Source organism: Burkholderia sp. Ac-20384 (genome assembly GCF_017104605.1).
In the GTDB taxonomy this organism is placed as follows: domain Bacteria; phylum Pseudomonadota; class Gammaproteobacteria; order Burkholderiales; family Burkholderiaceae; genus Burkholderia; species Burkholderia lata.
Map to the genome: position 1 here is coordinate 17,279 of NZ_JAAGPE010000021.1, position 26,076 is coordinate 43,354.

At 65.5% G+C, this 26,076-nt stretch carries 21 protein-coding genes; 17 read left to right on the forward strand and 4 right to left on the reverse strand.

Annotated elements, in window-relative coordinates; all coding sequences use genetic code 11:
• Positions 1 to 23 precede the first annotated feature (23 nt).
• The 13 genes from G3O00_RS06505 (at position 24) to G3O00_RS06565 (ending at position 15,246) form a co-directional block, all read left to right on the forward strand.
• Entirely contained in the window at positions 24 to 710 is a 687-nt protein-coding gene (locus G3O00_RS06505) for a pilus assembly protein (RefSeq protein ID WP_206142477.1), read from the forward strand.
• Positions 710 to 1,186, forward strand: coding sequence for a hypothetical protein (locus tag G3O00_RS06510; RefSeq protein ID WP_206142506.1), 477 nt, complete (start codon positions 710 to 712; stop codon positions 1,184 to 1,186). Before G3O00_RS06505 ends, G3O00_RS06510 begins: the two co-directional genes overlap by 1 nt.
• 173 nt (positions 1,187 to 1,359) lie before the next feature.
• Positions 1,360 to 2,388, forward strand: a complete 1,029-nt coding sequence (locus G3O00_RS06515; RefSeq protein WP_206142478.1) for a hypothetical protein — start codon at positions 1,360 to 1,362, stop codon at positions 2,386 to 2,388.
• A 32-nt stretch (positions 2,389 to 2,420) separates the two neighbouring features.
• Positions 2,421 to 2,966, forward strand: coding sequence for a hypothetical protein (locus G3O00_RS06520; RefSeq protein WP_241024997.1), 546 nt, complete (start codon positions 2,421 to 2,423; stop codon positions 2,964 to 2,966).
• A 193-nt stretch (positions 2,967 to 3,159) separates the two neighbouring features.
• Positions 3,160 to 3,858, forward strand: coding sequence for a hypothetical protein (locus G3O00_RS06525; RefSeq protein ID WP_206142480.1), 699 nt, complete (start codon positions 3,160 to 3,162; stop codon positions 3,856 to 3,858).
• A 536-nt stretch (positions 3,859 to 4,394) separates the two neighbouring features.
• On the forward strand, positions 4,395 to 5,783 hold the full coding sequence (locus G3O00_RS06530; protein ID WP_206142481.1) for an undecaprenyl-phosphate glucose phosphotransferase: 1,389 nt from the start codon (positions 4,395 to 4,397) through the stop codon (positions 5,781 to 5,783).
• A 118-nt stretch (positions 5,784 to 5,901) separates the two neighbouring features.
• Entirely contained in the window at positions 5,902 to 6,969 is a 1,068-nt protein-coding gene (locus G3O00_RS06535) for a polysaccharide biosynthesis/export family protein (RefSeq protein ID WP_241024998.1), read from the forward strand.
• A gap of 52 nt (positions 6,970 to 7,021) precedes the next feature.
• Positions 7,022 to 7,483, forward strand: coding sequence for a low molecular weight phosphotyrosine protein phosphatase (locus G3O00_RS06540; protein WP_206142482.1), 462 nt, complete (start codon positions 7,022 to 7,024; stop codon positions 7,481 to 7,483).
• Positions 7,480 to 9,705, forward strand: coding sequence for a polysaccharide biosynthesis tyrosine autokinase (locus G3O00_RS06545; RefSeq protein ID WP_206142483.1), 2,226 nt, complete (start codon positions 7,480 to 7,482; stop codon positions 9,703 to 9,705). The genes G3O00_RS06540 and G3O00_RS06545 overlap by 4 nt, the downstream gene beginning before the upstream one ends.
• Entirely contained in the window at positions 9,702 to 11,858 is a 2,157-nt protein-coding gene (locus G3O00_RS06550; RefSeq protein ID WP_206142484.1) for a glycosyltransferase, read from the forward strand. The genes G3O00_RS06545 and G3O00_RS06550 overlap by 4 nt, the downstream gene beginning before the upstream one ends.
• Positions 11,859 to 11,889: 31 nt before the next feature.
• Entirely contained in the window at positions 11,890 to 12,933 is a 1,044-nt protein-coding gene (locus G3O00_RS06555) for an EpsG family protein (RefSeq protein WP_206142485.1), read from the forward strand.
• 16 nt (positions 12,934 to 12,949) lie between these two features.
• The gene (locus G3O00_RS06560; protein ID WP_206142486.1) at positions 12,950 to 14,110 is read left to right on the forward strand and encodes a glycosyltransferase; all 1,161 of its coding nucleotides are present in this window, start codon (positions 12,950 to 12,952) and stop codon (positions 14,108 to 14,110) included.
• Positions 14,107 to 15,246 (forward strand): polysaccharide pyruvyl transferase family protein, encoded by a 1,140-nt coding sequence (locus G3O00_RS06565; RefSeq protein WP_206142487.1) that lies wholly within the window; start codon positions 14,107 to 14,109, stop codon positions 15,244 to 15,246. The genes G3O00_RS06560 and G3O00_RS06565 overlap by 4 nt, the downstream gene beginning before the upstream one ends.
• Before the next feature lie 232 nt (positions 15,247 to 15,478).
• Here G3O00_RS06565 and G3O00_RS06570 read toward each other — a convergent pair whose 3' ends face one another.
• Positions 15,479 to 18,490: a GLUG motif-containing protein gene (locus G3O00_RS06570; RefSeq protein ID WP_206142488.1), complete on the reverse strand. Its 3,012-nt coding sequence runs from the start codon at positions 18,488 to 18,490 to the stop codon at positions 15,479 to 15,481.
• A gap of 170 nt (positions 18,491 to 18,660) precedes the next feature.
• A complete protein-coding gene (locus G3O00_RS06575; RefSeq protein ID WP_241025000.1) occupies positions 18,661 to 20,178 on the reverse strand; it encodes a ShlB/FhaC/HecB family hemolysin secretion/activation protein in 1,518 nt (505 codons plus the stop codon).
• Positions 20,179 to 20,422: 244 nt separating this feature from the next.
• Here G3O00_RS06575 and G3O00_RS06580 point away from each other — a divergent pair, with 244 nt between their 5' ends.
• Positions 20,423 to 20,590: a hypothetical protein gene (locus G3O00_RS06580; RefSeq protein WP_174929705.1), complete on the forward strand. Its 168-nt coding sequence runs from the start codon at positions 20,423 to 20,425 to the stop codon at positions 20,588 to 20,590.
• Positions 20,591 to 20,781: 191 nt separating this feature from the next.
• Here the strand turns inward: G3O00_RS06580 and G3O00_RS06585 are convergent, their stop codons facing one another.
• Positions 20,782 to 21,798 carry a 1-aminocyclopropane-1-carboxylate deaminase gene (locus G3O00_RS06585; RefSeq protein WP_206142489.1) on the reverse strand — a complete coding sequence of 339 codons (1,017 nt, stop codon included), beginning with the start codon at positions 21,796 to 21,798 and terminating at the stop codon, positions 20,782 to 20,784.
• A 197-nt stretch (positions 21,799 to 21,995) separates the two neighbouring features.
• On the opposite strand from G3O00_RS06585, the gene G3O00_RS06590 reads away from it, so the two are divergent.
• The 3 genes from G3O00_RS06590 (at position 21,996) to G3O00_RS06600 (ending at position 25,007) form a co-directional block, all read left to right on the forward strand.
• Entirely contained in the window at positions 21,996 to 22,496 is a 501-nt protein-coding gene (locus G3O00_RS06590) for an Lrp/AsnC family transcriptional regulator (protein WP_011660086.1), read from the forward strand.
• 243 nt (positions 22,497 to 22,739) lie between these two features.
• The gene (gene poxB / locus G3O00_RS06595) at positions 22,740 to 24,461 is read left to right on the forward strand and encodes a ubiquinone-dependent pyruvate dehydrogenase (RefSeq protein WP_206142490.1); all 1,722 of its coding nucleotides are present in this window, start codon (positions 22,740 to 22,742) and stop codon (positions 24,459 to 24,461) included.
• A 105-nt stretch (positions 24,462 to 24,566) separates the two neighbouring features.
• Positions 24,567 to 25,007: a GNAT family N-acetyltransferase gene (locus G3O00_RS06600; protein WP_174929973.1), complete on the forward strand. Its 441-nt coding sequence runs from the start codon at positions 24,567 to 24,569 to the stop codon at positions 25,005 to 25,007.
• Between the two features lie 84 nt (positions 25,008 to 25,091).
• On the opposite strand, the gene G3O00_RS06605 is transcribed toward G3O00_RS06600, so the two are convergent.
• The gene (locus G3O00_RS06605) at positions 25,092 to 26,009 is read right to left on the reverse strand and encodes a LysR family transcriptional regulator (RefSeq protein ID WP_206142491.1); all 918 of its coding nucleotides are present in this window, start codon (positions 26,007 to 26,009) and stop codon (positions 25,092 to 25,094) included.
• Positions 26,010 to 26,076: the final 67 nt, after the last annotated feature.

Genomic DNA, 26,076 nt, shown 5'->3' on the forward strand with positions numbered 1-26,076 from the left:
AACCAAATACAAGGATTGACGACATGAATTTGAACTTGCGAACCACGTTGCCGATCTTGTGCGGTCTGCTGTTTGCCGTGGCTCAACCGGCGCATGCCGAAGGCGAGCTGATGGTCATGCCCGCCACCACCAAGGTATTCAGCAACCACGACCAGAACGTCACGGTGAAGAACATGGGCGATGCACCGCTCTACCTGTCGATCTCGGTGCAGAAAGTGATGAATCCGGGCAAGACGCCGGAAGAGAAGCAGGATCTGGGTGAACTGCAGCATCCCGGCATGCTGGCCAGCCCGGACAAGCTCACACTCGGGCCGAGCCAGACGCGCTCGATCACGCTCAAGTCGCTCGCGGAACCGGCAAACGAGGAGTTGTATCGGCTCTATATCGTGCCGGTCAGGTCGCTCACCGTGGACAACGAGCCGCAGGACAAGATCAGTGCGCCGATGTCGGTGGCGGTCGGCTACGGCGTGCTGGTCAGGCACATGCCGCCGCCGGGCAAGCAGCGCGGTGGCTGGACGCATCGTTGCGAGAGCGGCGGGCTGACGCTCGAGAGCACGGGTAACGTGCGCCAGATCTTTACCGATGTGAAATATGACAAGGCGTCGCAGGCTCAAACGATCGCCGTCTTTCCGGGTACCCCCCAGCACTTTGCGACGAAGCGGATGACGTTGAATGCCGGCGACAAGCCGCAGACGCTGGAGTGCTCGTGATGATGCGCACCGCGCGCGTCGCAATCGGAATGCTCGCGGCGCTGGCCTGCACTGGCAGCATGGCCGCTGGCGTACTGAAGCTGTCGCGCGTGGAGCTGACGCTGGAGCCGGGGCAAGCAGCGGTGCGTGAGCTGTATGCCGAGAATGTGGGTGATACACCGCTCTATCTGAATATCGAGCAGCACCTGCTGACCAATCCGGGCGAATCGCCGGAGCATCTGGTGCCCGTTGCCGAAGTGGCGCAACCGACCTTGCTGGTATCGCCTGCGCGATTGACGCTGGCGCCGAATCAGAAATATCGAATAGCGCTGAAAGAACTGGCCGTGCCTGAGCAAACGCAAATCTGGCGCATCACGTTCCGGCCGAAGGAACGGATCGTTGTGGATGCCGAACAAGGAGAAGGCGCTCCGGCCCCGCTGTTCGTCAATGTCGGGTATGGCGTCGTGATTTACCAGCGTGCGGCACGAGTGCAGTAGTGCGTGTATCGAAGCGACACGCATCGGTGCGTGGGAGCGGCATGCAATCGCCCATCGGGTACCAAGCCGGCAAGGCCATTTCATCTCGTTATCGAATATGAGATGCCGGCCACGGAGGTCACTTGCCTGGGTACTGGACTTGACATATTGACCTAATCGGAATGAAGAGATCGATGATGAAATTCACAATTTTCCGGCAATGGCGAGGGTACGTACTTGGCGCGATTCTGGCGGTGCTTTCCTCCAATGCAGTTGCGTGGAAGCTACAGTACGCCAAGGTGATCGACAGCTATGGTAGATGCGAGTGGAGAAACAACGGCGACGGAACCAGTACGATCGATCTTGACGTTAGATTTCGATCCATTAAAGGTGCGCTTGGGAAAGATGATAAGGGTTACCCCAAGCCCGACTCCGTTTTTGCTTCCCGCGGTATCTTGGTTTATACGTACAACGCCGAGGGGAAGATGAATCCAAGCGAGGCCGTGGCCAAGTATGTCGCGATAAATGGTGCAAAAGCCACGGGCATTTTCAAGCGCGGCGATAATTACGTGATGTATTTCGTTGGGTTTGACGATAACGTACCTGAATGGACGATCAAGGATCCGTACTCGGTCACGGTCCAGGTGATGATCGACAATTCCGTGATCAAGGATTGGCCGGGCGTTGCCATTCGTGCCGGTAATTTTACGAGTAGCGACGACGTTGCCGAGAGCACGGGTGGAGCCTATGTCAGCAACATGGGCAGCAACAACGCATGTACGGTAGTCGATCCGGCAACTCCGCCGCCGCAACCACCGGCTGCTATCGAGATCAACATGGCGGCGCCGAACTGGAATCTGGGTGAATTGCCGCGCAACGATGGCACGAAATCGCTCAGTGGCCCGGCAGATCAACTTTGCTTTACGTACAGCGGCAAAGCAGCCTCTCACGCCTTTTTGATCGACGCGACGAGCGAGAACGGCATCGTGGGCGGCCGGTACCAGCTCAAGAATGCCAAAAAAACCCAGACGGTTCCGTACGACGTGACGCTCGACAGCGGCAGTGCAAGGTTCAATCTACCGAATGCGTACGGAGACCTGGTGAAACTGGATAAGGATCATAAAACCTGCTTCGTTCCGACGTTCAGGACGACGGTGGACATGAGCGTGGATCCGGACGACTTCAGCGACGTGTTGTCGTTCACGATCGTCACGAAGTCGTAGGAGGCAACATGCGGAAATTCATTCTGAACGGAATGCTGGCGGCGGTGGTGTGCCTGCCGATGTTCGCGTCGGCGGCAGCGTCGCCGGAAGAATTAGTCCTGTTGATCAACGGCAAGAGGACGAGCACGGTCACGGCCAAGGTCGTGCGTCCGAACAACCTGATCATCACCGATGAAAAGGGCACCTGGTTCCCGCAGGGTCTGACGATGCAGCAGTTGGGCGCCTGGGAGACTGCCTATGAGGTCGAGGCGCGGTTGCACGTGGTGTCGACAACGGGCAAGTTCCAGGTCCGCATGGATCAGCCGCTCGATATCCGGAATCAGGCCAAGCCGACGCTCGCGTTCCGGAAGACGGCCGTCAGCATCGGTGCCGAAGGTGGGGAGCCGAAACCGATGGTCGTCGGGCAGGCGATCGAGTTCGACAACCCGACGCCACCGTCGCCGAATGTCGATTCTGAGGGCTTTTACAGCCTGGCGGTTTCTGCGTTTCCGCCGGAAGGCGATTTCAAGAGCACGGCGGGCACCTACACGGGCGAGCTGTCGCTGGTGTTCGAACCGATCGTGCCGAAGCAAAAGTAGCGATGGCGGCCTCCGATGCCGGAGGCGATTCAGTTTCCGACCGCCCGCCGTGTTGCGGGCGGTGTTCTTTCCGTTTCCAGTTTCCGATTGTCGTCGACGTCCTTCCGTGCGTGCCGTGCAGGTGCATGACGGCGCGAGCCGGACGGCGGTCCCGGCCTGTTTTCCCCAAGGGCCGACTCACCAGGATCCGAACATGAGATTGCATGCATTCTTTCTTTCGATTGCGGTAGCGGCCGTCGGATTCGTTCCCGGCCTTGCCGCTGCGACGATCGATGTGTTTCCGAAGGAGACCGTGCTCGACTCGCGCACGACCACCGTACAGATCGTCAACAACGGAGATCGTCCCGAATATGTGACCATTTCGTTGTCGCGCTTGCTCAATCCCGGCGTGCCGCTGAAGGACGAGAAGCTCGAACCGGTCGGCGAAGAGGCGCAGCCGACGCTGGTTGCGTTTCCGTTCAAGTTGAGTCTCGCACCCGGGCAGACCAAGAAGATCATCGTGAAGTCGCTGAAGGCGGTTCAGAACGAGACGGTGTACCGGCTGGACGTCAAGCCCTCGATCAAGGCGATGACGCAGGGGCATCAGACGACCGCAGGGACGGTCGTCGTCAACTTCGGGTTCAGCACGCTGGTCCGGCAGATGCCGGAGCGCGAGAGTGCGAAGTTGTCCGTTGTGTGCGACGCGCAGGGGGCGCGGCTGACTGCGACGGGTACCGTGCGTTATCCGGTGAAGGGCGCCAAGGTGGATGGGGAGATCACGGAACCCTTCAATGTGTATCCGGGCGTGCCGCAAACGCTGGAAGGGCGTGTCGTCGAGGTTCCGGAGCAGAAGACTTGCCGGGGTGGTGAGGCTCCGGTGAGTGCGGGCGCGACTGAACCCGGTCATCGGTGATCGAGGCGTTGCATCACCTTTAGTGGTTCAAGTGCGGAGGCCGGTGTCGTGATGCGCGACGCCGGCCTTTTTCTATTCTTCCGTGAATTTCATTCGTCCGGGTTGCTGTCGACAAGTGCCACACCGCTTCTGACATGCGCGATGCTTGACGATTAGTCTGCCTTTGAGTAGGTGCGGTCTATTCAAGAAAGATTGGGACAAATCCAGTTCGAAAATTAAAAAACTTAGTACCTGTCCGATTTTTCGTGTGAGCCCGTGCTGGCAGTATTCGTACTTCACCGTGTCGCCGGCAAAGAAATTAATCAATGTCCGACCGGGTAGCTATTTCGAATCGATGAGTTACGTCGTCTGAATCTGAAAATTGATGATGTTTGGCGTTGATTGGTAACTCTTTGAAACGATATGAATCTGCAATCCTAAATAGGGGAGCGGTCTTCATTCGAGCGCGGCGCCTGTACGGGTCGTGACGACGCGACGGGCGGAAAGAATCGCACCGGTGTCGTTGGTCTGCTTCGAGGGGAGATCGACCAGGTGTTATGCATTCGTTCGAACATGCTCGAAATACTCATGTCGTCAGCAGAAGAGCCGTCTGGTATCGGCTGGTGGATGTGTGTCTGCTGGTAGCCGCCGCAGCGGTGGCGAAGCAATGGGCGGCCGACTCAACGTATTCGCTGTCCGATGCGATGCTGATCGCGCTGTTGATGCCGCTCATGCTGATCCTGTTCTCGACGAACGGCATGCAGGGCAAACCCGTGCGGCGCGCGATTGCCGGGTTGCTGGTCGTGCTGGCGGGCGGCGCAACCATCGGGGCACTGTTCGGTGGACAGGGCACGCCCATGCCTGAATGGCTGGCGTGTTGGTTTGTCTTGTCTGCGCTCGGTTGTGTGGCGTTGCGCTGCGTGCAGCGAAGGTTGGCCGGTCGCGTGGCGGAGTCGGGCGCGAAGCGTCGCCCCGTAGCTGTCGTCGGGCTGGGCGAGTACGGCTTCGTGTTCGCACGGCATGCCGAACAACGCGAGGACGCCCGGGTACGCGTCGTCGCGATATTCGACAAGGCGCCGGCGTCGGCGGTCGACGCAGATACCGCCAACGTCCACCGCGATCTGGCGAGCTTCGTGGCCTGCGCACGCCGTGAGGACGTCGAGGAAGTCTGGATCGTGCTGCCGCTTTCTGCGGCCGATAGCGTCAACGAGATCGTTCGCGCGTTCAGCAAGGATCTCGTGGACATCCGCTTCATACCGGATCTGACGGAGATGGCGCCGTTTGGTCCGCCTCGGGCGAATCCTTCGTTTGGTCCGGCGCTCGATCTCGTCGTGCGCCCGCTGTCCGCGCAGGCGCTGGCAGGCAAGGCTGCGTTCGATCGTGTGTTCGCGTGTGCGGCGTTGATCGCGATCGCCCCGCTGATGGTGGCCATCTCGATCGCGATCAAGTTGTCGTCGCCGGGCCCGGTGCTGTTCCGGCAGCAGCGGATGGGCGCCTACGGGCGGCCGTTCACGATCTACAAGTTCAGGACGATGCACACGCATGACGCGGGTGCGTCAGGGGAAATCCGTCAGGCGACGCGAGGCGATCCGCGCGTGACGCGTATCGGTGCGTTGCTGCGGCGGACGAGCCTCGACGAATTGCCGCAGTTCTTCAACGTGCTGGTGGGCGACATGTCGGTGGTTGGCCCGCGGCCGCATGCGGTGGAGCACGACATCTTCTATCAGGACCTCGTCGATGGGTATATCCAGCGTTATCGGGTCAAGCCGGGCATTACCGGCTGGGCACAAGTCAACGGCTTGCGAGGCGAAACCGATCGCATCGAAAAAATGCAGTGGCGGATCGAGCACGACTTGTATTACCTGCGGCACTGGTCCCTTGCATTCGATGTGCGCATCGTGCTGGCAACGCTGCTTAACGTAAAGGCACACAGCAATGCGTACTGATCGAACTCTTCCTGCGCGCACGCGCGTTGTGCCGGCCACACGTCTCCGGCCGATAGCCCGTTGCGCGACCGCGTGGCTGATATGTGCCGTGCTGGCCGGGTGCGCTTATGCACCCGGCATGCGAATGACTGCATCGGTCGATCCGCAGAATCCGCAAGTGGTCTATGCCGACACTGACAGCAATGGCGCGCAAACCGATCGGCATGCTCCGATCGTCGAACTCGATCTCGGTCGCGTCCGGCAGATGCGTGGTCACGCTGTGCAGGCGTCGCTCGATGTGTCGCGCGCGCTCGCAGGGACAGCTGTGCCCTACACGATTGGTCCCGGTGACGTGCTGCGAATCGTCGTCTGGAACCATCCCGAACTGGCTGCCGCGCAGGGGCCGCAGCAACAGGGCGCCACGCGCGACGCCGATCCGGTCGCCGGGTTCGTCGTCGATCAGGACGGCGCACTGTCTTTTCCATATGCAGGACGGATCGAGGTCGCTGGATTGCGGCCGGAGCAGGCGCGCGAACGCGTCGCGGCCGCGTTGTCCCGCTACTTTCGCGATCCGCAAGTCACGCTCGGCGTTGCGTCGTTCCGGTCGCGCCAGGTGTTCGTCGAGGGTGAGGTGCGCAATCCGGGCGTGCTGTCGTTGAACGACGTGCCGACGACGCTTTACGACGCGATCGGCCGTGCGGGCGGGCTGAGCGATTCGGCCGATCGCAGCAGGATCGAGCTGATCCGTGCGGGCACGTCGCACACGCTCGACCTGACGCAACAGGCGGCCGGGCATGCCGGTGCCGCGCGTGTCGCGTTGAAGCCGGGCGACCTGCTGCGCGTTACGTCGCGCAACGACAGCTTCGTCTACGTGATCGGCGAGGTTGGCAAGCCGGTCGCCGCGACGCCGGACCGCAACGGGCGCATCACGCTGGCCGACGCACTAGTGCAGGCCGGCGGCCTGAATCCCGGCTCGGCCGATGCCGCGCAGATGTACGTGATCCGCGGTTCGCTCGACGAGCAGCCGCAGGTGTTCCACCTCGACGGCACATCGCCGGTCTCGATGCTCGTCGCGAAGGAATTCGACCTGCAGCCGAAGGACATCGTCTACGTCGATGCGAACAATCTGGTGCGCGCGAGCCGCGTGCTGAACCTGCTGCTGCCCGCCATCAATGCCGGCCTGACGGCCGGGCTGGTCACGAAGTGACGCATGGCGATGCCGTGCGAATTTCATGACACCTACTACGCATTCCTAATTCATGATCGCTCACGTTCTCTTTGTCTGCAGCGGCAATCTGTGCCGCAGCCCGATGGCCGCCGGCCTGTTTGCTTGCTTGCTGCCCGAGGTGGCGGTGACGTCGGCCGGCCTCGATGCGCCGGTCGGCCACCCGGCCGCGCCGGAAGCGGTCGCGGTGCTGCGATCGCATGGCATCGATCTGTCCGGCCATCGCGCGGTACGTCTGTCGGACGCGATGTGCCGGGCCGCCGACCTGATTCTCGTGATGACCGTGGCGCAACGCCGCGAGATCGAAGCGCGTCATCCATTCGCGCGCGGCAAGGTGTTCCTCGTCCGTGAGTTCGATCGTGTCGACGTGTTCGACCCCGTCGGTGAATCGCGCGAACGCTTCGACGCGTGCTACGCGTTGCTCGCGACGGGTCTGGCCGACTGGATCGCCCATCTCGGCTACGCGGGCCGGCGCCGCGCGGGAGGATGGCAATGACGAGGGCCACTGCACCGGAAGTCGGGTTCGACTTCGCCGCGTTGCTCGATACGTTCCTGATTCATCGCCGGACGATGGCGGCAGTCTTCGCGTCGGTCACGATCGCGGGTGTCGGCTGGGCCGTGCTGTCGCCACCGGTTTATCAGGCCGACATTCTCGTTCAGGTCGAGGACAGCAGCACGGATTCAATGGCGCGTTCGGCGTTCGGCGATCTGTCGTCGATGTTCGGCATCAAGACGTCCGCCGAGACGGAAAAGCGCGTGCTCGGATCGCGCTTCGTCGTCGCGCGCGCCGTTGACCGGCAGCGTCTGTTCATCGATGCGCGGCCGGTGCGTTTCCCGGTGGTCGGCGATGCGCTGGCGAGAATGACGGCGGGTGGAGAGTCGTCGGGCGGGGCTGGATGGGGCGGTTATGCATGGGGTGACGCGCATGTTGCGATCGACCTGTTCGACGTGCCGTCCCGGTTCGAAGGCAACCGGTACGACCTCGTCGTGCTGCCGGGGGGACGTTATGCGCTGTCGGGGCCGGGGCTTGAAGGGCAAGTGACCGGTGAGGTCGGACAACGCATCCGGTTCGACGGCCCGAGTGGGCCGATCGCATTGAAGATTGATGCGCTTGAAGGAGCACCGGGCACGCGCTTCGAACTCGTCCGGCATGCGCGGCTCGACGCGATCGTGCGCTTGCAGGACGCACTGCGCGTGGCCGAAGCAGGCAAGGATTCGAATGTGCTGAGTGTCCGGCTGAGGGGCGCCGATGCACACCGGATCACGGCGACGCTCAACGAAATCGCCGGGTTCTACGTCGAGCAGAATGCTGCGCGCAAGGCAGCCGAGGCCGCGCGATCGCTCGATTTTCTCGAACGGCAGCTTCCGGAACTGCGGCGCACGCTCGACGATTCCGAGGCGGGGCTCGCGGCTTTGCGTAGCAAGCTGGGGTCGGTCGACGTCGCGGGCGATGCGCAGGCGATCCTGCAGGCGGCGACCGACAACGAGACGCAGCGTGTGCAGTTGCGCCAGAAGCGTGCCGAGCTGTTGAGCCGTTTCACGGCGGAGCATGAATCCGTCGTGTCGCTCGACCGGCAGATCGCCGTGCTCGGCGCGCAGGCAAATGAAATTGGCACCCGGATCGCGCAACTGCCGAAGCGGCAGGGCGAGCTCGTGCGGCTCGAGCGCGACGTGAAGGTGAACAGCCAGCTCTACGTCGGCCTGCTCGACAACATCGAGCAGTTGAAGCTGCTGCGGGCGAGCCGGATCGGCAACGTCCGCGTGCTGGATCTCGCCGAGGAGCCGCAGCGGCCGATCCGCTTCCGGCGGGTACTCGGCATCGCGGGCGCCTGCCTGCTCGGCGCACTGCTCGCGATGGCGGCTGCCTACGTGCGCGGGCTGCTGTGCCGGGCACCGTCCGATCCGGCGGAACTCGAGGACGCAACCGGCTTGCGGGTAGTGGCCGCCGTGCCGCGCGTGAGCGGCAGGCGCGGCTCGCGCGCCGCTCGCGGCACCGACTTGCGGCCGCTCGCGAACCGCGATCCTGACGATCCGGCGATCGAGGCATTGCGCAGCCTGCGGGTCACCTTGCAGTTTGCGATGCGCAGGTCGGACAACAACGTCGTACTGATCACGGGGCCCACACCTGGCGTCGGCAAGTCGTTCGTGTCGGCCAATCTCGCACTGGTGACCGCGGCGGTCGGCCAGCGCGTGCTGCTCGTCGACGGCGACTTGCGGCGCGGCCGGCTCGACGAGATGTTCGGTGCCGCGCAGGCCAGTTTTGCCGACGTACTCGCGGGCGATTCGCCGGTCGATGACGCGATTCGTGCGACGGAGCATTCCAATCTCGATTTCATGGCGTCCGGCGTAGGCGGGCGCAATGCAGCGGACCTGCTCAATGCCGGGACGCTGCCGGCCGTCATGGCCGAACTGGCGGGCCGCTATGACGTCGTCGTGATCGACAGCCCGCCGCTGCTGCTGGTGACCGACGCGACGCTGATGGCACCGTTTGCCACAGGCAATGTGTACGTGGTTGCCCGCGCCGGGCGTACCGAGCGTGGCGAATTGCAGGAGGCAGCACGTCGCTTGCGCCACGTCGGCGTCGAGGTGAACGGCGTGATCCATAACGGCATTGATCCGCATGCCGGCCGGTTCCGCTACGGCATGAAGTACGCGACCTATCGGTATGGCGCGTCGAAGGGCCGCGATGCCGAAACCATGCAGGAGGTTCGGCCATGAGCGCCGCGACGAGACGGGATGCGACGGCGCTCGTGCTGCTCGTGCTGAGCGCGGGCGGAGCGGCGGTGCTGGCATTCGCGGTGCAGGCCGTGCTCGCGCGCACGTGGGATGTCGAAGCCTATGGCCATTTTTCGACGGCCTTGGCCGTCGTGACGATCGCCGCGCCGGCGATCGGGTTCGGCGTGCCGGCATTCTGGCTGCGCGCATACGGGATGGAAGGCGCGCGCGCCGCCCGCTGGGTACCGGCGTCGCTGCGCTTCATCTGCATCAGTGCGGCCGTGACCACGGCGGCGGTCGCCGCGTGGGCGTGCCTTGGCGTCCACGAAAGCGACACGGCGAACCTGTTGCTGTGGATGCTGCCGGCCCTGCTCGGCCAGAGTGCAATCGAGCTGTGTGGTGCGCGGTATCAACTCGAAGGCCGGTTTGCACGGGTGAGCGCATGGCAGCTCGTACAGCATGCGGCACGGCTCGTCGTCGCGCTGCTGGCCGGTTGGCTGCATGCGGGCGCGATGCCGGTTGCCATCGCTTTCGGCGTGATTGCCCTCTGCATGACGGCCGGCGCGTGGCGGTCGATTCGCGCGCTGCGCAACGGGCGGGCTGTGCTCGACGGTCACGGTGGCCGGGCGGAGACGAGCGATCCGGTCCAACCGGTACCCGGTGTTGCAAAGGTTGCGCGGCAGGCATTTCCATTCGGCATCGCGAGCCTGTTGTATTTCGCCTATGCGCAGGGTGTCCTGATCGTCGCGGCCGTCGTGCTCGGGCCACGCGACGTAAGCGCGTACAACGTCGTCGTCACGACGATGGCCGCGGTCTACCTGCTGCCCGCCGTGCTGTTCCAGAAACTGCTGATGCCGCGCCTGCACCGCTGGGCGGCGACCGATCCGGAGCGCCTGCGGCATGCGTTTCGTGCCGGCAATCGCTGGATGGCGATGGCGGGCGTGGCAGCGGGCGCGGTGCTCGCCCTGGTGGCGCCCGTCGTCGTTCCGCTCGCATTCGGTGAGCGCTATCGCGACGTCGTCCCGCTCGTGCAATGGATGGCGCTTTGCGCACCGCTTCGATTCGTGACGACCAGTGCATCGTCGGTGATGACCACGGGCGATTTCGTCGCGATTCGGAATCGGTGTGCGTTCGTCGCGCTCGTCGTCAGCATCGGGCTCGGTGCGGGCCTGATGCCGGTCTGGGGATTGGCCGGTGCGGTGGCCGCGACGATCGCGGGCGAGGCGCTCTGGTGTGTGCTGGCGCTGGCGGCGGGACGGCGTTGCGTGGCTTTTGTGCAGTCGCCGCGCTTCCCGACCGGAACCGTCGAGGCGCCGGACGCCACGTGCGGCGTGTCGGCCGAATCCGCCCGCCCGCCGGTCGCGCCGGTCAGCGTGATCGTGCCGTGTCATCGCAGCGTCGCGACGCTCGAGCGGGCCGTGGCGTCGGTCTACGCGCAGACGTGGCGGCCCGCCGAGCTGATCCTGGTCGACGATGCGAGCCCCGACGACACGCTCGCCTGTATCGACAGCCTGCGTTCGAAATACGGCGACGAATGGATTCGCGTGATCGCGCTGCCGCGCAACGGCGGTCCGGGCGTGGCACGCAATATCGGCTGGTTCTTTGCGACACAGCGCTTCGTCGCGTTCCTCGATGCCGACGATACGTGGCATCCGGACAAGATCGCGCGCCAGTGCGGCTGGATGGAGGCGAATCCCAAAGCGGCGATCACAGGCCATCCGGTGCAGCAGCTTGCGGAGGGCGCCGCGCTGCGGGCCGATCATGCGGAGCATCGCGCGCCCGTGCCGGTCTCGCGCCGCGCCGTCCTGTTCTCGAACCGCTTTACGCCGTCGAGCGTGATGGTGCGTGCCGATGTCGCGGCCCGTTTCGACGAGCGCAAGCGTCATGCCGAAGACTATTTCATGCTGCTGCAGCTCGTGCTGGTCGAGCGCGGCGGCGCCTATCTGTTCGACATGCCGCTGTCGTACGTCTACAAGGCGCAATTCGGCGCAGGGGGCCTGAGCGGCCAACTGTGGAAGATCCAGCAGGGTGAGCAGCACAACTATCGGCACTTCCGCCGAGTCGGCGCGATTGGCCGCGTCGAGTGGTGCGTCTACGCGGTGCTGAGCTTCGCGAAGTACCTGCGTCGATGCGCGTTGTCGGGTCGGTTCGCATGAGCTGGCGCGTGTGGTTGAAGCGGAGCGTTCGATGATTCACTACCTCGTTCCGCTCGCGATCTTCTATTTCGGCATTGCACTGTGCACGACCTATGGCGGCACGAGCCGGACGGTGCTGCTGGCCGCGGCATTGCCGATGGTCGCGCTCGTCGCGTTGCGCGGGCACGCCGGTACCGACACTGCGGCTTACTACGCCGCGTTTTCCGGACTGGAAGCGGGTGCCGGCTACGGGTCGGAGCCAATCTTCCAGGCACTGACCGGGTTGCTCTGGTCCGTCTGGCCCGATCCGCGCTTCGTCGTCAACGGCATCTCGCTGCTGATCGCGCTGACCCTGCTGTGGGCGCTCGGCGGCGCGCGATACGGCGCGTGGTTCGGCGGTCTGCTGATCGTGCCCGGCATGTTCTACGAGCTGTCGATGAACGTGATGCGGTTCGGGCTCGCGGCTGCGCTGTTCCTGGTCGCGACACGCGTGCCGGCACACGAGCGGCCCTGGCGCTACGTCGTCTTCACCGTGTTGGGCGCAGGCATGCATTACTCGTCGGTCCTGCTCTTCGTCCTGTTTCCCGCCGTTACGCGCCGCGGGCAGGGCCCGGTGCTCATGTTCGGCGTGTTGTGTGCATTCGTGGCGGCGATCGCGATGCCCGCCTACCTCGGCGACAAGACCGATCTGTATGTGGGCATGGCTGCGCCGAATGCGTCGTCGGGCCTGCTGTTCGTCCTGCTGCAGACCAGCATGCTCGCCACGCTATGGCGCTTTCGCGGCGAGTTCGCCGTGCCCCGTGCGGGGTTCTGGCTGCTGGCAGGGCTGGAAGCAGCGTTCTACGGCCTCACGCGGATCAGCTATGCCGGCATCCGCTTCCAGTTGCTGCTCACGTTCCTGATGGCCGTGGTGATGCTGCGCCAGTACCGGCCCGCGAACGGCCGCATGTCGCACGCACTCGTCGTGTGCCTTCTCCTCATCGGCCTCGTCGCGCTGGCGGGCCGGTTCAACAACATGCTCGATGAAGCCGGGCGCGGTGCGTCTCCGTTCCTGCCGTACCGCGTGTTGCCGGCACTCGAAGCGATCTTCCGATAAACAGAAGACCAGACCCATGAAACCCTCTCCCAGAAAAATCGTGCACATGACGGAGGCGCTCGGCGGTGGCGTGCTTCACTGCATCGCGCTGCTCGCCAACGCACAGGCTGCGGCCGGCGATCAGGTGATCGTCGTGCATTCGGTCCGGCCCGACACGCCGTCGTCCGACGTACTCGATACGTGGTTCGATGCCCGGGTCGAGCGTCGCGTGCTGCCGATGTCGACTTCGATTGGGCCGCGCGACGTGCTCGCATTGCTCCGGGTCACTGCCTGCCTGCGGCGCTTGCGGGCCGACGTGATCCATCTTCATTCGTCGAAGGCCGGCGCGCTTGGCCGGATGGCCGCGCGCCTGCTTGGCAGCGCGAATCGAACCCTTTACTCGCCGCACGGTTTTGCGTTCCTGCGGCGAGACATTTCGAGCCGGCGGGCGCGGATGCTGATCGGGATCGAGCGGATCCTGCACGCCATCGGCGGCCAACTGGTTGCGTGCTCGCGCAGCGAGGCGCGCTATGCGGCGATGCTGTTGTCGCGCAAGCGTGTGCACATCGTCGACAATGCCGTCGATCTGAGCCGCTTCGTCGAACCGGGTGACGTTCCGGCACGCACGACGGCCGTGGTCTGCACGTCCGGTCGGGTCGTGTATCAGAAGGCGCCCTGGAGATTCGCGCGGCTTGCGCAATCGCTCGCCGGCCGATACGACGTGCGGTGTACCTGGTTAGGCGACGGCGCTTCCGATCAGGTTCACCAGTGGCTCGCCGGTGCCCCTGTCGAGCCCTCGGGCTGGATCGACCCGGATGCGATGCGCGATGCACTGGCGCGCAGCGACGTGTATGTCCTGCCGTCGCTGTGGGAGGGCATGCCGATCGCGCTGATCGAGGCGCAGGCGATGGGGTTGCCGGCCGTGGCGAGCCGCATCGTCGGCAATCGGGACATCGTCGAGCATGGCGTGACCGGTTTTCTCGTCGACAACGATGACGAATTGCTGCACTACACGGAACGGCTGTTGCTGGATGCCGCGTTGCGGCGGCGTATGGGTGATGCGGCACGCGCCCGCGCGTTCGCGCGCTTTGGCGCGGCGCGGTTCGTGCGGGGGTTCGACGCACTCTACGACGCCGCAAGCGGGTGCTGCGCGCCGCGTCTGCCGTTGCGTCGCGGATGGCGCGAGGAAACGCCATGAACGAGGCGACACCACTCACACGACCGGGCGAGCGAGTCCGCACGACGCGACGGCGTGCGGTTCGAATCGCGTTCTTCGGCTTTTACGGGCGCCACAATTTCGGCGATGACTTGTTCGGTTATGTGCTGCAGCGGATGGCCGAGCGCGCGGGTGATGTGAAGCCGATGGTCGTCGGCGCGTCGGTGCGGCCCGAACTTTGCGCGGCATGGCGATGGAAGCCGCTGGGGCGCTACTTGGCTTGCAGTGGCTGGATGGGAACGATTGCGCGCTTCGTGACCTATTGTGCGGCGATGATGCGGGCCGACGTCGCTGTGTTCGGCGGCGGGTCGCTGTTCGGCGCGCAAGCGTCGCTGGCATTCGCGCGTCTGATCGTCGTCGGGGGGGCGCTGATGCGCAAGCCGGTCGCCGCGCTCGGTATTTCGGTGGGACCGTTCGACGAAAGCAGGCGGCGCGGGAAGTTCCTGAGCCTGGCGGCGCGGCTCGACGCGCTCGCGGTGCGCGATTCGGCATCGATGGATGAATTGCGCGGTACCGCGGTCAGGCATCCCGCTTTACTGCTTGGCGACCTGGCGTTCGCGTTGCCGGCGCTTTATCGGCCGTCGCGAGCGGACGGGCCGCGCACGCTGATCGTTGCCGTGCATCTGATGGGCTATGTCGAGCATACCGTGGCCATCTTGCGCGACGCGGATCGGAGCGGCCGTTTCGAGCGTGTGTGTTTCGTCGCGCTGGATGACGCCAGTGCACGCGTAGCCGACGCGATACGCAGGCGCTACACGCCGCAGACGGTGCAACTCGATGACGTCCGCTATACCGAGTCGATCGAGTCGATCGTCGATGTCCTGGCAGGGGCGTCATGCATCGTGACGTCGAAGTTGCATGGAGCGATCACCGGGCATGTTTACGGTGTGCCGGTACTGCTGTTCTGCTATCAGCGCAAATGCGCGGATTTTCTCGACGACCATCGGTTGCCTGGGCCGCGCGATCCGATGCCGGCTCCGGGCGATTGCGTGGCGGCAGTCCAGGCGCTGATGGTGGCGCAGAGCGATGACGTCGACGAAGCGTGTTATCTACGTGCGGAACGGCATCGCCGCGTATTCGCCGATTTCATTCGTACCGTGGCGGGATTGCGCGACTGACGACGGGTCGGGTTTCCCGGGGGCGGCAGAGGTGCGGTGCATCCGTGCCGAGGCGGCATTGTTCTGCCGGAAGGGCCTAGACCCTTCCGGAACATTCCGAAATTCCGATCGATTCACCCGCCATAAAACGCACGAAGACGGCGTGAACTCTTCGACCCCGAACGAACACGGGCGGCAAAGATGGCCTGCCGGCCACCTCGCCGCCCGATGGGTTCAACCGATTACTGCTCGATTACCAGCCGGTCTTGCCGTCAACCGTACCCCAGTTATCGCCGACGAGCTGCATGCCCGCCGACGGACCTGACGCGGTGCTCGACTCGATGCTCCCGAAGTTCAGGGCGACCAGGCTGCCGCGGAGGATCGGTACCGGCAACGGACCGGTGCCGATCCGGGTGCTCGACTGCGACGACCGGATGGCGCCCATGTTCAGTGCTACCAGGCCACCGAGATCCGAGTTCACGCCGTCGATCGAACCTGACGACTGGCTGTTTTCGATCACGTTGACGTTGGCGCCGGCCAAGCCGCCAACCCACGAAAGGTCCGCGGTGACGGTGCCGGCCGACGACGACTGGCGGATCACGCCGTTGAAGTCGTTCAGGCCGACGAGCCCGCCCGCGTTCGATTCCCTGCCGGCCGTGACGTTGCCGCTGGCCGATGCTCGCGCGATCGTACCCCCGTTGGTGCCGACCAGCCCGCCCGTGTTCGAGCGCGTGCCGGCGGTCACGTTGCCGCTGGCGGACGCATTCTCGATCGTGCCCGTATTGTGGCCGACCAGCCCGCCCACGGGTGCCGCCACGTAGGCTTGCACGTCGCCGGCTGCGCTCACATTTTCGATAGCACCGCGGTCGTTGCGGCCGACGAGGCCGCCCACCGGGCCGCCGCCGAATGCATCGATCTCGACCTCGGACGATGCGTTGGCAATCCGGCCGCGTTCGTTCAGGCCGACGAGACCGCCCGTTGCCGCGGCATGCATCGTCTTGATCGAGCCGCTGGCCGACGCGTGCTCGATCGAGCCGCCGAGGGCCCGGCCGACCAGCCCGCCGACATTGCTGCCCTCGCCCGCCGAGATCGTCGTGACCGCCGACACGTTGCGCAGCGTGCCGCCGTCGTTCATGCCGACGAGCCCGCCGACGTTCAAGCCTTCGCCGGCTGCGATGCGGCCGCTGGCGGACGAATTTGCAATGGTCCCGGTGTTTCGGCCGACCAGCATGCCCGCGCCCTGGCCATACACGGGGAAGCGGTAGGTCCGTGCAATCTTGATGTCGGCGCTCGCGCTGCTGCGCTCGATCGTTGCGCGCGTGCCTTCGTTTTCGCCGGCGATGCCGCCGATGCTGATCGTGTCGCGGGTGCCGTCAAGCCGCCCGCTGAAGTGGGCGTTGTCGATTGCGCCGTCGCGGTTCGAGCCGACGATCCCGCCGATCACGGCGATACCGTTGCCGTTGTGGACGACGCTCATGTTCGTGGCCGCGACGTCATGGATCCGGCCGCCGTAGTTGATGCCGACAAGCCCGCCCATGAATGCGTTGGGGGACGTCGACGCGCTGTTGACGTTGAGCGAATCGAGTTTCAGGTTGCCGATCGATCCCATGTTCGCCGAGAACAGGCCGACCCTGGTGTTGCCGGGGTTGCTGATGGTCAGGCGACGGACGGTGTTGCCCAGGCCGTCGAACGTGCCGTTGAACGTCTTGCTGCCGCCGATGCTGTTGAAGCCGGCGTTTGCACCATCAATGGCGTTGCCGAGCACGTAGCGGCCGTTCAGGTCCGCGTCGACGTTGCGCAGGTCGGCAAGCGTGTGCAGCACCTTGTAGCCTTCGCCATTCGAGCTGTAGGACGCGTTGTCGCCCGACAGCGTAACGACGCCCTTGTCGTTTGCAAGCGTGTGGCCGTTGGTCGAATTCAGCTCGAGGTGTGCGTTACGGCCGGTGAGCGTCACGGCGTCGTTCACGCGGATCCGGTTCGCGGCGTTGACGGCCAGGCTCGCATTCGCGCCGGTGGCCGACAGCGTTTGATTCAGGTCGACGTTGCCCTTCTGCGACGTGAGCGTCAGTGCGTTGTCGCTCGTCCATGCGACCGGGCCGCCGACCGTCAGGTCGCCCTTCGTGTTCGTCAGCGCGACGTTCGTCGTGCCGAGGTTGCGCGACAGCGTGTCGGCGTCGATCGACCCGCCGGTGACGGTCGTGCCGTTCACGCCAGCGTTGGCGGCTTCGATCGTCCACGTGCCGGCCGTGTTGCCCGCGCGCGTATCGACTTGCGCGTCGTTCGCGACTTTCACGCGTTCGCCGCGCGTCGTGACCGAGCCGGCCGGTGCGCCCGCGTCGGCCGTGCTCGCGTCGAGGGTGCCGCCGACGTTCACGGTGCCGCCGTCGAGCGTGATCTTGCCGCCGCGCGTGCTGAGGCCGCGCGCTTCGATCGTGCCGGTGTTGTTGACCACGGCGCCGAGCAGGTTGCCGGCCGCGCGGGCTGTCATCAGCACCTCGCCGCCGTCGGCTTTCAGCAGGCCGCCGTTGTTCGCTTGAGCATCGACCGCACCGCCATCGACCTGGACGTTCAGCAGGCCGTTGCCGTCGAAGTTGACGGTGAACGCGTTGCCGGCGCCGAGCGCGACGCGGCCCATCTTGGCCTGGATCACGCCGTTATTGGACACGCGTGCGCCGAGCAGCGCGACGCTGCCACCGTCGGCGGCGGTGATGCCGCCGTCGTTGACTATCGACGCGGCGGAGTTGCCGGAGAAGCGGTAGTTGCCTGCGAGGAAGTCTGCATCCGACAGGTTCTGCGTGGACGCGACGAGCCCGCCGACGTTCACCTGTGCACCGGAGCCAAACAGCACGCCGTTCGGGTTGACGAGGAACACGCGGCCGTTGGCGGAAATCTGGCCGTCGATGCGGCTGCCGTTGGTGCCGATCACGCGGTTGAGCGCGAGGGACTGGCTGTTCGGCTGGTGGAAGTTGACGCGTTCGCCGCCGCTCACGCTGAAGTCCTGCCAGTTCGTGATGAGCTTGTCGGTGTGCTGGTTGATGTTCATCGTGCGGCCGCCGTCGGTGCGCACGATGTCGGCCTGGCCGGACATGATTGTTTCGCCGGTGGGCAGTGCGAACGCGGGCAGCGCGGCGAAGCCGAGCAGCGAGACGGCGGTCACGGCGGCGCGCTTGCCGCCGGTTGCCTTGCCGCGGCGGCGCGCGGTTTCCCCGGCCGCGGTCCAGCATCGCTGGGCGCCGTTCCATACCAATGCATAGGTCTTGTTCATCGTTGTTGTTTCCTCAGGGTTGGTTCGCTTCGTCGGCACGACACTGGGTGCGCGACGAACCGAAGCAGGTGGGGCGGATGGATTCGCCCTTTCGGAATGCGGGCAGCGGGGCTGCCCGCCGGTGCGGTCCGGCCGATGCGAAGACGTGGCCGGACCGCGTTACCGGCCGCTCAGAAATACTGCGCGGCCTGCAACCAGACGCTCGGCGCACGCGTGACCGCCTGAGAGCGGTCCGCGTTGCCGAGCGGCCATGCGGCGGTGATGCTGATCTGCCGGTTGGCGCCGTACCAGCTCGCGCCGACCCCCGTGCCGGACAGTTGCAGCGTGTTGAGCTCGTTGCGCACCCATGGCTGCTTGTTGATCTGCATCCGGCCCGTGTCGACGAAGGTGCTGACCTGCCAGCCCGGCGTGGCGAGATAGCGCAGCTCGGCGCTGGCCTGCCAGCCCTGGTCGCCGCTGCCCGCGCCGAGTGCATAGGCGCGCACGCCGTACGGGCCGCCGAGGCTGAATTTTTCCGACGAGTCGAGATTGCGCGACGCGAGTTGCGCGCTGAATTGCGTATAGAACTGCAGACGCGAGCCCAGCGCCTGCAGCCGCATCGCACTCACGTTGAGCTTCGCGAAACTGCCGTGCGTGTGCGAGAACCGGTTCATGCCGAGCGGATCGTTGCCGCGCATCCGGCCGAGGCCGAGCGTCGCCGAGAACACATTGCGGCCGCCGCCGAACCGGTCGTCGTTGCTGTTGCCGGTGACGGCGAACGACCACAGGTCCACGCGCTTGTCGCTGACGAGCTCGAACACGCCGTAGTCGTCGCGCAGGTGCTTGTTCTCGTAGGTGACCTGCGCACTGGCGCTCGCGCGCCGGCTGCGCAGCAGCGGCTGCGTGACGAACGCGCTGCGCACGCTCGCGCGACCGTGATAGCCGAGCGGGCGCATCTGCTTGCCGAGCCGGTAGCCCATGTCGGAATAAGCGATGCCGATCCGCGTCGACGCGGGGCCGACCGGCACCTGGTACATGGCGCGGTAGTACTGCTGGTTCGTATTGCTGGTGAGGCCGCGTAGCGAGAATTGATCGCCGAGCCGCAGTGGCGAGTTGACGGTCGCGGCGCCGGTGGCACGGTAGCGGCCCGTGACCGGATCGCCGTAGTTGTCGAGTTCGAGCGAGCCCGTGGCGAACGGTGCGCGCGCCGCATCGACGATCAGGTCGGTGGTGCCGGGGGCCTCGCCCGCGCGCAGCGTGCCGCTGGCCGTGACGCCCGGCAGTTCGTCGAGCAGCGTCAGGCTGCGTTCGAGATCGGCGCCGCGCACGACGTCGCCGGGCTGCAGCGCGCCGAGCGGCTGGCGCAGCACGCCGTCGAGCACGCGCGAGTTGTTGCGGAGTTCGATCCTGCCGTAGCGGCCCTCGACGATCGCGATGCGCACGATGCCGTCCTCGATATCCTGTTGTGGCAGGTAGGCACGCGCGAATACGTAGCCGCGTTCGCGGTAAGCGATGGTGATCCGGTCGGCCGCGGAACGAAGTTCGTCGAAGCCAAGATCGCGGCCGACGAGCTCGGCGAGCAGCGCCTGCAGCCGCGCCGAGTCGAGTACCTGGTTGCCTTCGATGTGGAATGCGCGAACGGGCACGCGCGCGCCGGCTTCAGCATCGGATGGTGTGGCAGGCGGGGACGCGTCGCTCGACGGCGGCATCGCGATTTCGGGCGATGCGGGCGCGGGAAGCGCCGGACGGACGGTTTCAACGTCGCGCAGCGACTGCCCGGCATTCGGCACCTGCGCGTGCGCGAGATCGGATTGCGACAGCGCGACGCCGACTACGCACGCGGAACGCAGAACGGAGCGAAGCGTGCCGCCAGCGCCAGGCGCGGAGTGGGCACGGCGCGCGGCCACCTGATTGCGGCCGGGTGGAGGGATCGCCTGTCGAGCCGGATCGCGGATGGCAGACAGACAGGTGAAACAGCGAGCGGTGCGAATTTCTGACCTCGAGCGTGTGGGCACCTGCCCCGGCACGTCGATGGTCGAACCGGTCAATCAGGATGCCGGCCGATGGTACGAAACGCTTTCGCTGTTGAATATTGAACAAGTACGAGCGGTCATCGATTAATGCTCAGTCTTGTCGGATTTTTCTGATCGGGACGTACGTGTGCGAAAAAACCGGACGCCGGCGTCCTGCATGGGGACGACCGGCGTGCGCACACATCGGCGTGATCGGGCGTGCGGGCCGGATGTTTCGCACACTTCCGACGGGCGGCGGGCGGGCAGCACCTGTCACGCCGCCAGTTCGTCGCGACAGCGTCAACCGTTCCTGAAAGTCTCGTGGTACGCGCTCAACGCCGGCACGCCGCCGAGATGCGCATACAGCACCTTCGACCCCGGTTCGAATTCCCCGAGCCGTACCTTGTCGATCATCCCGTGCATCGACTTCCCTTCGTACACCGGATCCGTCAGCATGCCTTCGAGCCGCGCACACAGGCGAATCGCTTCGAGCGTGCCGTCGTTCGGCAGCCCGTATTCGGGGCCGGCGTAGCGCGTGTCGAGCACGACGTCCGCCGTGGTGATCGGCCGGCCGAGATCGACGAGCTCGGCAGTGTGCCGCGCGATGCGCGTGATCTGCTCGTGCGTGCGCTCGGGTGTGGCCGACGCATCGATCCCGATCACGCGGTCGGCGCGGCCGTCGGCCGCGAAGCCGACGACCATCCCCGCCTGCGTGCTGCCCGTGACCGAGCACACGACGATGTAGTCGAACTTGAAGCCGAGTTGGGCCTCCTGCGCCCGCACTTCTTCCGCGAAACCGACGAAGCCGAGCCCGCCGAGCGGATGCTCGGAACAGCCGGCCGGAATCGGGTAAGGCTTGCCGCCCGCCTGCCGCACGCTCTCCATCGCTTCTTCCCAACTGCGGCGAATGCCGATGTCGAAGCCGTCGGACACGAGCCGCACGTCCGCGCCCATCATGCGCGACAGCTGGATGTTGCCGACGCGGCCGTACACCGGATCCTCGTAGTTGACCCAGTGCTCCTGCACGAGCACGCATTTCATCCCGAGATGCGCGGCGACGGCCGCGACCTGGCGTGTCTGGTTCGACTGCACGCCGCCGATCGACACGAGCGTATCCGCGCCCTGCTCGAGTGCGTCGGGGACGAGGTATTCGAGCTTGCGCGTCTTGTTGCCGCCGAACGCCAGGCCGCTGTTGCAGTCCTCGCGCTTCGCATACAGCTCGACCTTGCCGCCGAGGTGCTCGCTCAGGCGCTTGAGCGGCTGGATCGGCGTCGGGCCGAACGTGAGCGGATAACGGGGGAAACGTTGCAGGTTCATCGACGTGCTCCGGAAAGCGGTGGGCAGGGCGGGTAATCGGTTTGCTCGGGGGCGGCCGGCAGGCCGTGTTCCGACGAGAAAAATGATAGGCAGAAGCGCGAGAAATGAGCTTGCGAAATAATTTGCTGAAGACTACGTTATCGACGATATGAGAACGCGATAAACAATTTTGATTCGTTGAGCAGGAGGATGACGCAATGAAATTAGATCGAGGCAGCGCATCGCCGGCCGACGCCGCACCGGCGCTCGATCGCATCGACCGCGCGATCCTGCGGCAACTGCAGCAGGACGCGTCGATCTCCAACGTGAGCCTCGCGGCGAAGGTGAAGCTGAGCGCGCCGGCGTGCCTGCGGCGCGTCGAGCGGCTGAAGGAAATGGGGTTGATCCGCGGCATCGTCGCGCTGCTCGACCCGAAGCCGCTCGGTGCGGGGATGCTGGTCGTGATCGGCTTCGTGCTCGATCGCTCTACGCCCGAAGCGTTCGCCGCGTTCGAGAAGGCGGCGCAGAAAGTGTCGGGGTGTGTGGAGTGCCACGTTGTGACCGGGGAGTTCGACTACTTCATGCTGGTGCGCACGCGCGACAACGAGAGCTTCAACCGGCTGCACGCCGAACAGCTGCTGTATCTGCCGGGCGTGCGGCAGGTGCGTTCGTTCATGGTGCTCAAGGAGATTCTGTCGACGCATGCGCTGCCGCTGTAAGCGCGCGTGATCGGCGAATGCGCGCGGGACCGGCGCCGGGCATACCCGCCAAGCCGTCCATTTGCCGACAAAACCGCGACAGTCTCCCGACGCAATCGAAAGGGACCGAACGAAACACGCGCCAGCGCGTCGCACCTTCACGACGCCGAGCGAAGCGATCGCGTATGCTCGTCCGGTCGCCGGCGCAGGCAGCCACCGCAGCCGGTTCATTCGTGTGACGACCCATCAACGAGCGAGGGCAGCATGGCTAAACAGACGATGGCGGAATACCTGGCGAAGACGCTGGCGGCAGCGGGCGTCGAGCGCATCTGGGGCGTGACGGGGGACAGCCTGAACGGCCTGTCGTTCAGCCTGAGCCAGATCGGCTCGATCCGCTGGATGCATACGCGGCACGAGGAAAGCGCCGCGTTCGCGGCCGGCGCGGATGCCGCGTCGACCGGGCGGCTCGCGGTGTGCGCGGGCAGTTGCGGCCCCGGCAACCTGCACCTGATCAACGGACTCTACGATTGCCACCGCAATCACCAGCCGGTGCTCGCGATCGCCGCGCACATTCCGTCGACCGAGATCGGCCTCGGCTACTTCCAGGAAACCCATCCACAGGAGCTGTTCCGCGAATGCAGCCACTTCGCGGAGCTCGTGACGAACGCGTCGCAGTTCCCGCGCGTGCTCGCGCGCGCGATGCGCACCGCGATCGACGAGCGCGGCGTCGCGGTGATCGTGCTGCCGGGCGACATCGCGCTCGGCGACGGCCCGGAAGAAGCGCCCGCGTGGAGCGAATCGTCACCGCCGTCGATCCTGCCGGCCGATTCCGATCTCGACCGGCTCGCGGCGCTGCTCAATGCGTCCGACGCGGTCACGCTGCTGTGCGGCAGCGGCACGCAGGGCGCGCACGATGAAGTGGTCGCGCTGGCCGATACGCTCGGCGCGCCGGTCGTGCATGCGCTGCGCGGCAAGCAGTTCGTCGAATGGGACAACCCGTTCGACGTCGGGATGACGGGGCTGATCGGCTTCAGCTCGGGCTATCACGCGATGGAATCGTGCGACACGCTGCTGATGCTCGGCACGGATTTTCCGTACCGGCCGTTCTACCCGTCGAATGCGAAGGTCGCGCAGATCGACTGGAAGGGCTCGCAGCTCGGCCATCGTGCGCCGCTCGCGCTCGGCCTGGTCGGCACCGTGAAGGAAACGATCGCGGCATTGCTGCCGCGGCTCACGCGCAAGACGCAGCGGCGCTTCCTCGAGCACGCGTTGAAGCACTATGCGGCCGCGCGCAAGGGGCTCGACGATCTCGCGGTGGCCGAGCCGCCGGGCCGCGCGATCCATCCGCAATACCTGACGAAGATCGTCGACGAAGTCGCGGCGGAAGACGCGATCTTCACGGCCGATGTCGGCACGCCGACGCTGTGGGCCGCGCGCTACCTGACGATGAACGGCAAGCGGCAACTGCACGGCTCGTTCAATCACGGCTCGATGGCGAACGCGATGCCGCAGGCGCTCGGCGCGCAGGGCGCGCATCCGGGGCGGCAGGTGGTGTCGCTGTCGGGCGACGGCGGGCTGTCGATGCTGCTCGGCGATCTGCTGACCGCACGCCAGCTCAAGCTGCCGATCAAGATCGTCGTGTACAACAACAGCCTGCTCGGCTTCGTGTCGATGGAGCTGAAGGCGGCCGGCTATCTCGACACGAACGTCGACCTGAGCCCGACCGATTTCGCGGCGATCGCGAAGGGCGCGGGCATTTTCAGCGTGCGCGTCGAGCATTCGGAGAACGTCGAGGAAGCGCTGCGCATGGCCTTCGCGCATGACGGGCCGGCGGTCGTCGACGTCGTCACGTCGAAGTACGAGCTCGCGATGCCGCCGAAGATCGAGATCGCGCATGCGAAGGGCTTCAGCCTGTTCATGCTGCGCGCGATCCTGAGCGGGCGCGGCGACGAGATCGTCGAGCTGGCGAGAACCAACCTGCGGTAATGCGGTGCCGCGCGCGATGCTTCCGGCAGCGCGCGTGGCGTATCGCATCGACGAACGCGCCGGGGTGCGTTCGTCTCCGCAGGACGAATTGAACAATACGAAAACATGGCAATCGAGATTCGTGCCTACGAGGCATCCGACCTGCATACGCTGTCGGCCATCTGGTTCGACGCGTCGCTGCTCGCGCATCCGTTTCTCGGCGAAGCGCGGCTGCGCGAGCAGCGCGCGCTGATCGAAGCGGTTTATCTACCCCAGGCGGAAACCTGGGTCGCGTGTCGGGCCGGCGAACCGGTCGGGTTCATCGGGCTGCTCGATGGTTCGATCGGGGGATTGTTCGTCGCGCCGGCAATGCAGGGCCACGGGATCGGCCGCGCGCTGGTCGAGCATGCGCTCGCGCTCAAGGGCGCGCTCGATCTGGAGGTGTACGCCGACAATCGCGATGCCTGCGCGTTCTATGCGCGGCTCGGCTTCGAGGAAGTTTCGCGTCGTGATGAGGATGACGAAGGTTTGCCGTTCGCGAACATCTTGATGCGCGCCACGCGTTAAGGGGCGGGCCGGCAGGGCCCGTGCGCCGAGCGGCACGGCATCAGCCCCGCGAGGATGTTCCGGTGCGTTTGCCTGCGCCTGCGCTCAGGCCGGCGTCGCTTCGCGCCCGGCCGCCACCCACTCGCGCACGGCCTCGACGAACAGCCGCAGCGCCGCCGGCGGATGCCGGTTTGCCGGATAGTAGAGGCACAGCGCGCCGAAATCCTGGCTCCATTCCGGCAACACACGCACGAGCCGCCCGGCGGCGACGTGCTCGGCCACGCGCGATTCCGTCACCCACGCAATGCCGATGCCGGCCAGCGCGGCGTCGATCATCAGCCCCTGGTTGCCGAGCGTCATCGGCCCGTCGACATCCACGCTGACGCGCTTGCCCTTGCGGATCAGATCCCATCGATAGAGTGCGCCGCTTTCGAACCGGTAGCGGATGCAGCGGTGATCCACGAGATCCTGCGGCCGCTCCGGCGGCGCGTGTCGCGACAGATAGTCGGGCGACGCCACCGCGACGAAGCGGATCGTGTCGCCGAACTTCACCGCGATCATGTCGCGCGGCACGTCTTCATGAACGCGGATGCCGGCGTCGAAGCCGTGCTCGACGATGTCGATCAGCCGCGAATCGGTGACGAACTCGACATGGATGTCCGGATAGCGTGCGACGAACGCGGGCAGCACATGCCGGATCAGCGGGCGCGCCGCCGCTTCCGACGCACTGATCCGGATCTGGCCGGATGGACGGTTGCGGGCGGTGGCTGCGTCGTTCAGCGCATCTTCGAGATCGGCCACCGCGGGCCGCACGCGCAGCAGCAACTGCTCGCCGGCCTCGGTCAGCGCGACGGAGCGCGTGGTGCGGTTGAAGAGGCGCACGCCGAGCCGCGCTTCGAGGTGACGCACCGCATGGCTCAGCGCCGACGGCGATACGCCCAGGATGCGCGCCGCACCGCTGAAGCTGCGCTGTTCCGCGATCGTGATGAAGGTCGTGAGTTCGCCGATGCCGGTGCGGAGCATTTATGAATTTTCCTCAGTAACGCATGAAATGGTACGCCGATTGTTGAGCGCTATCCATCAACCTACA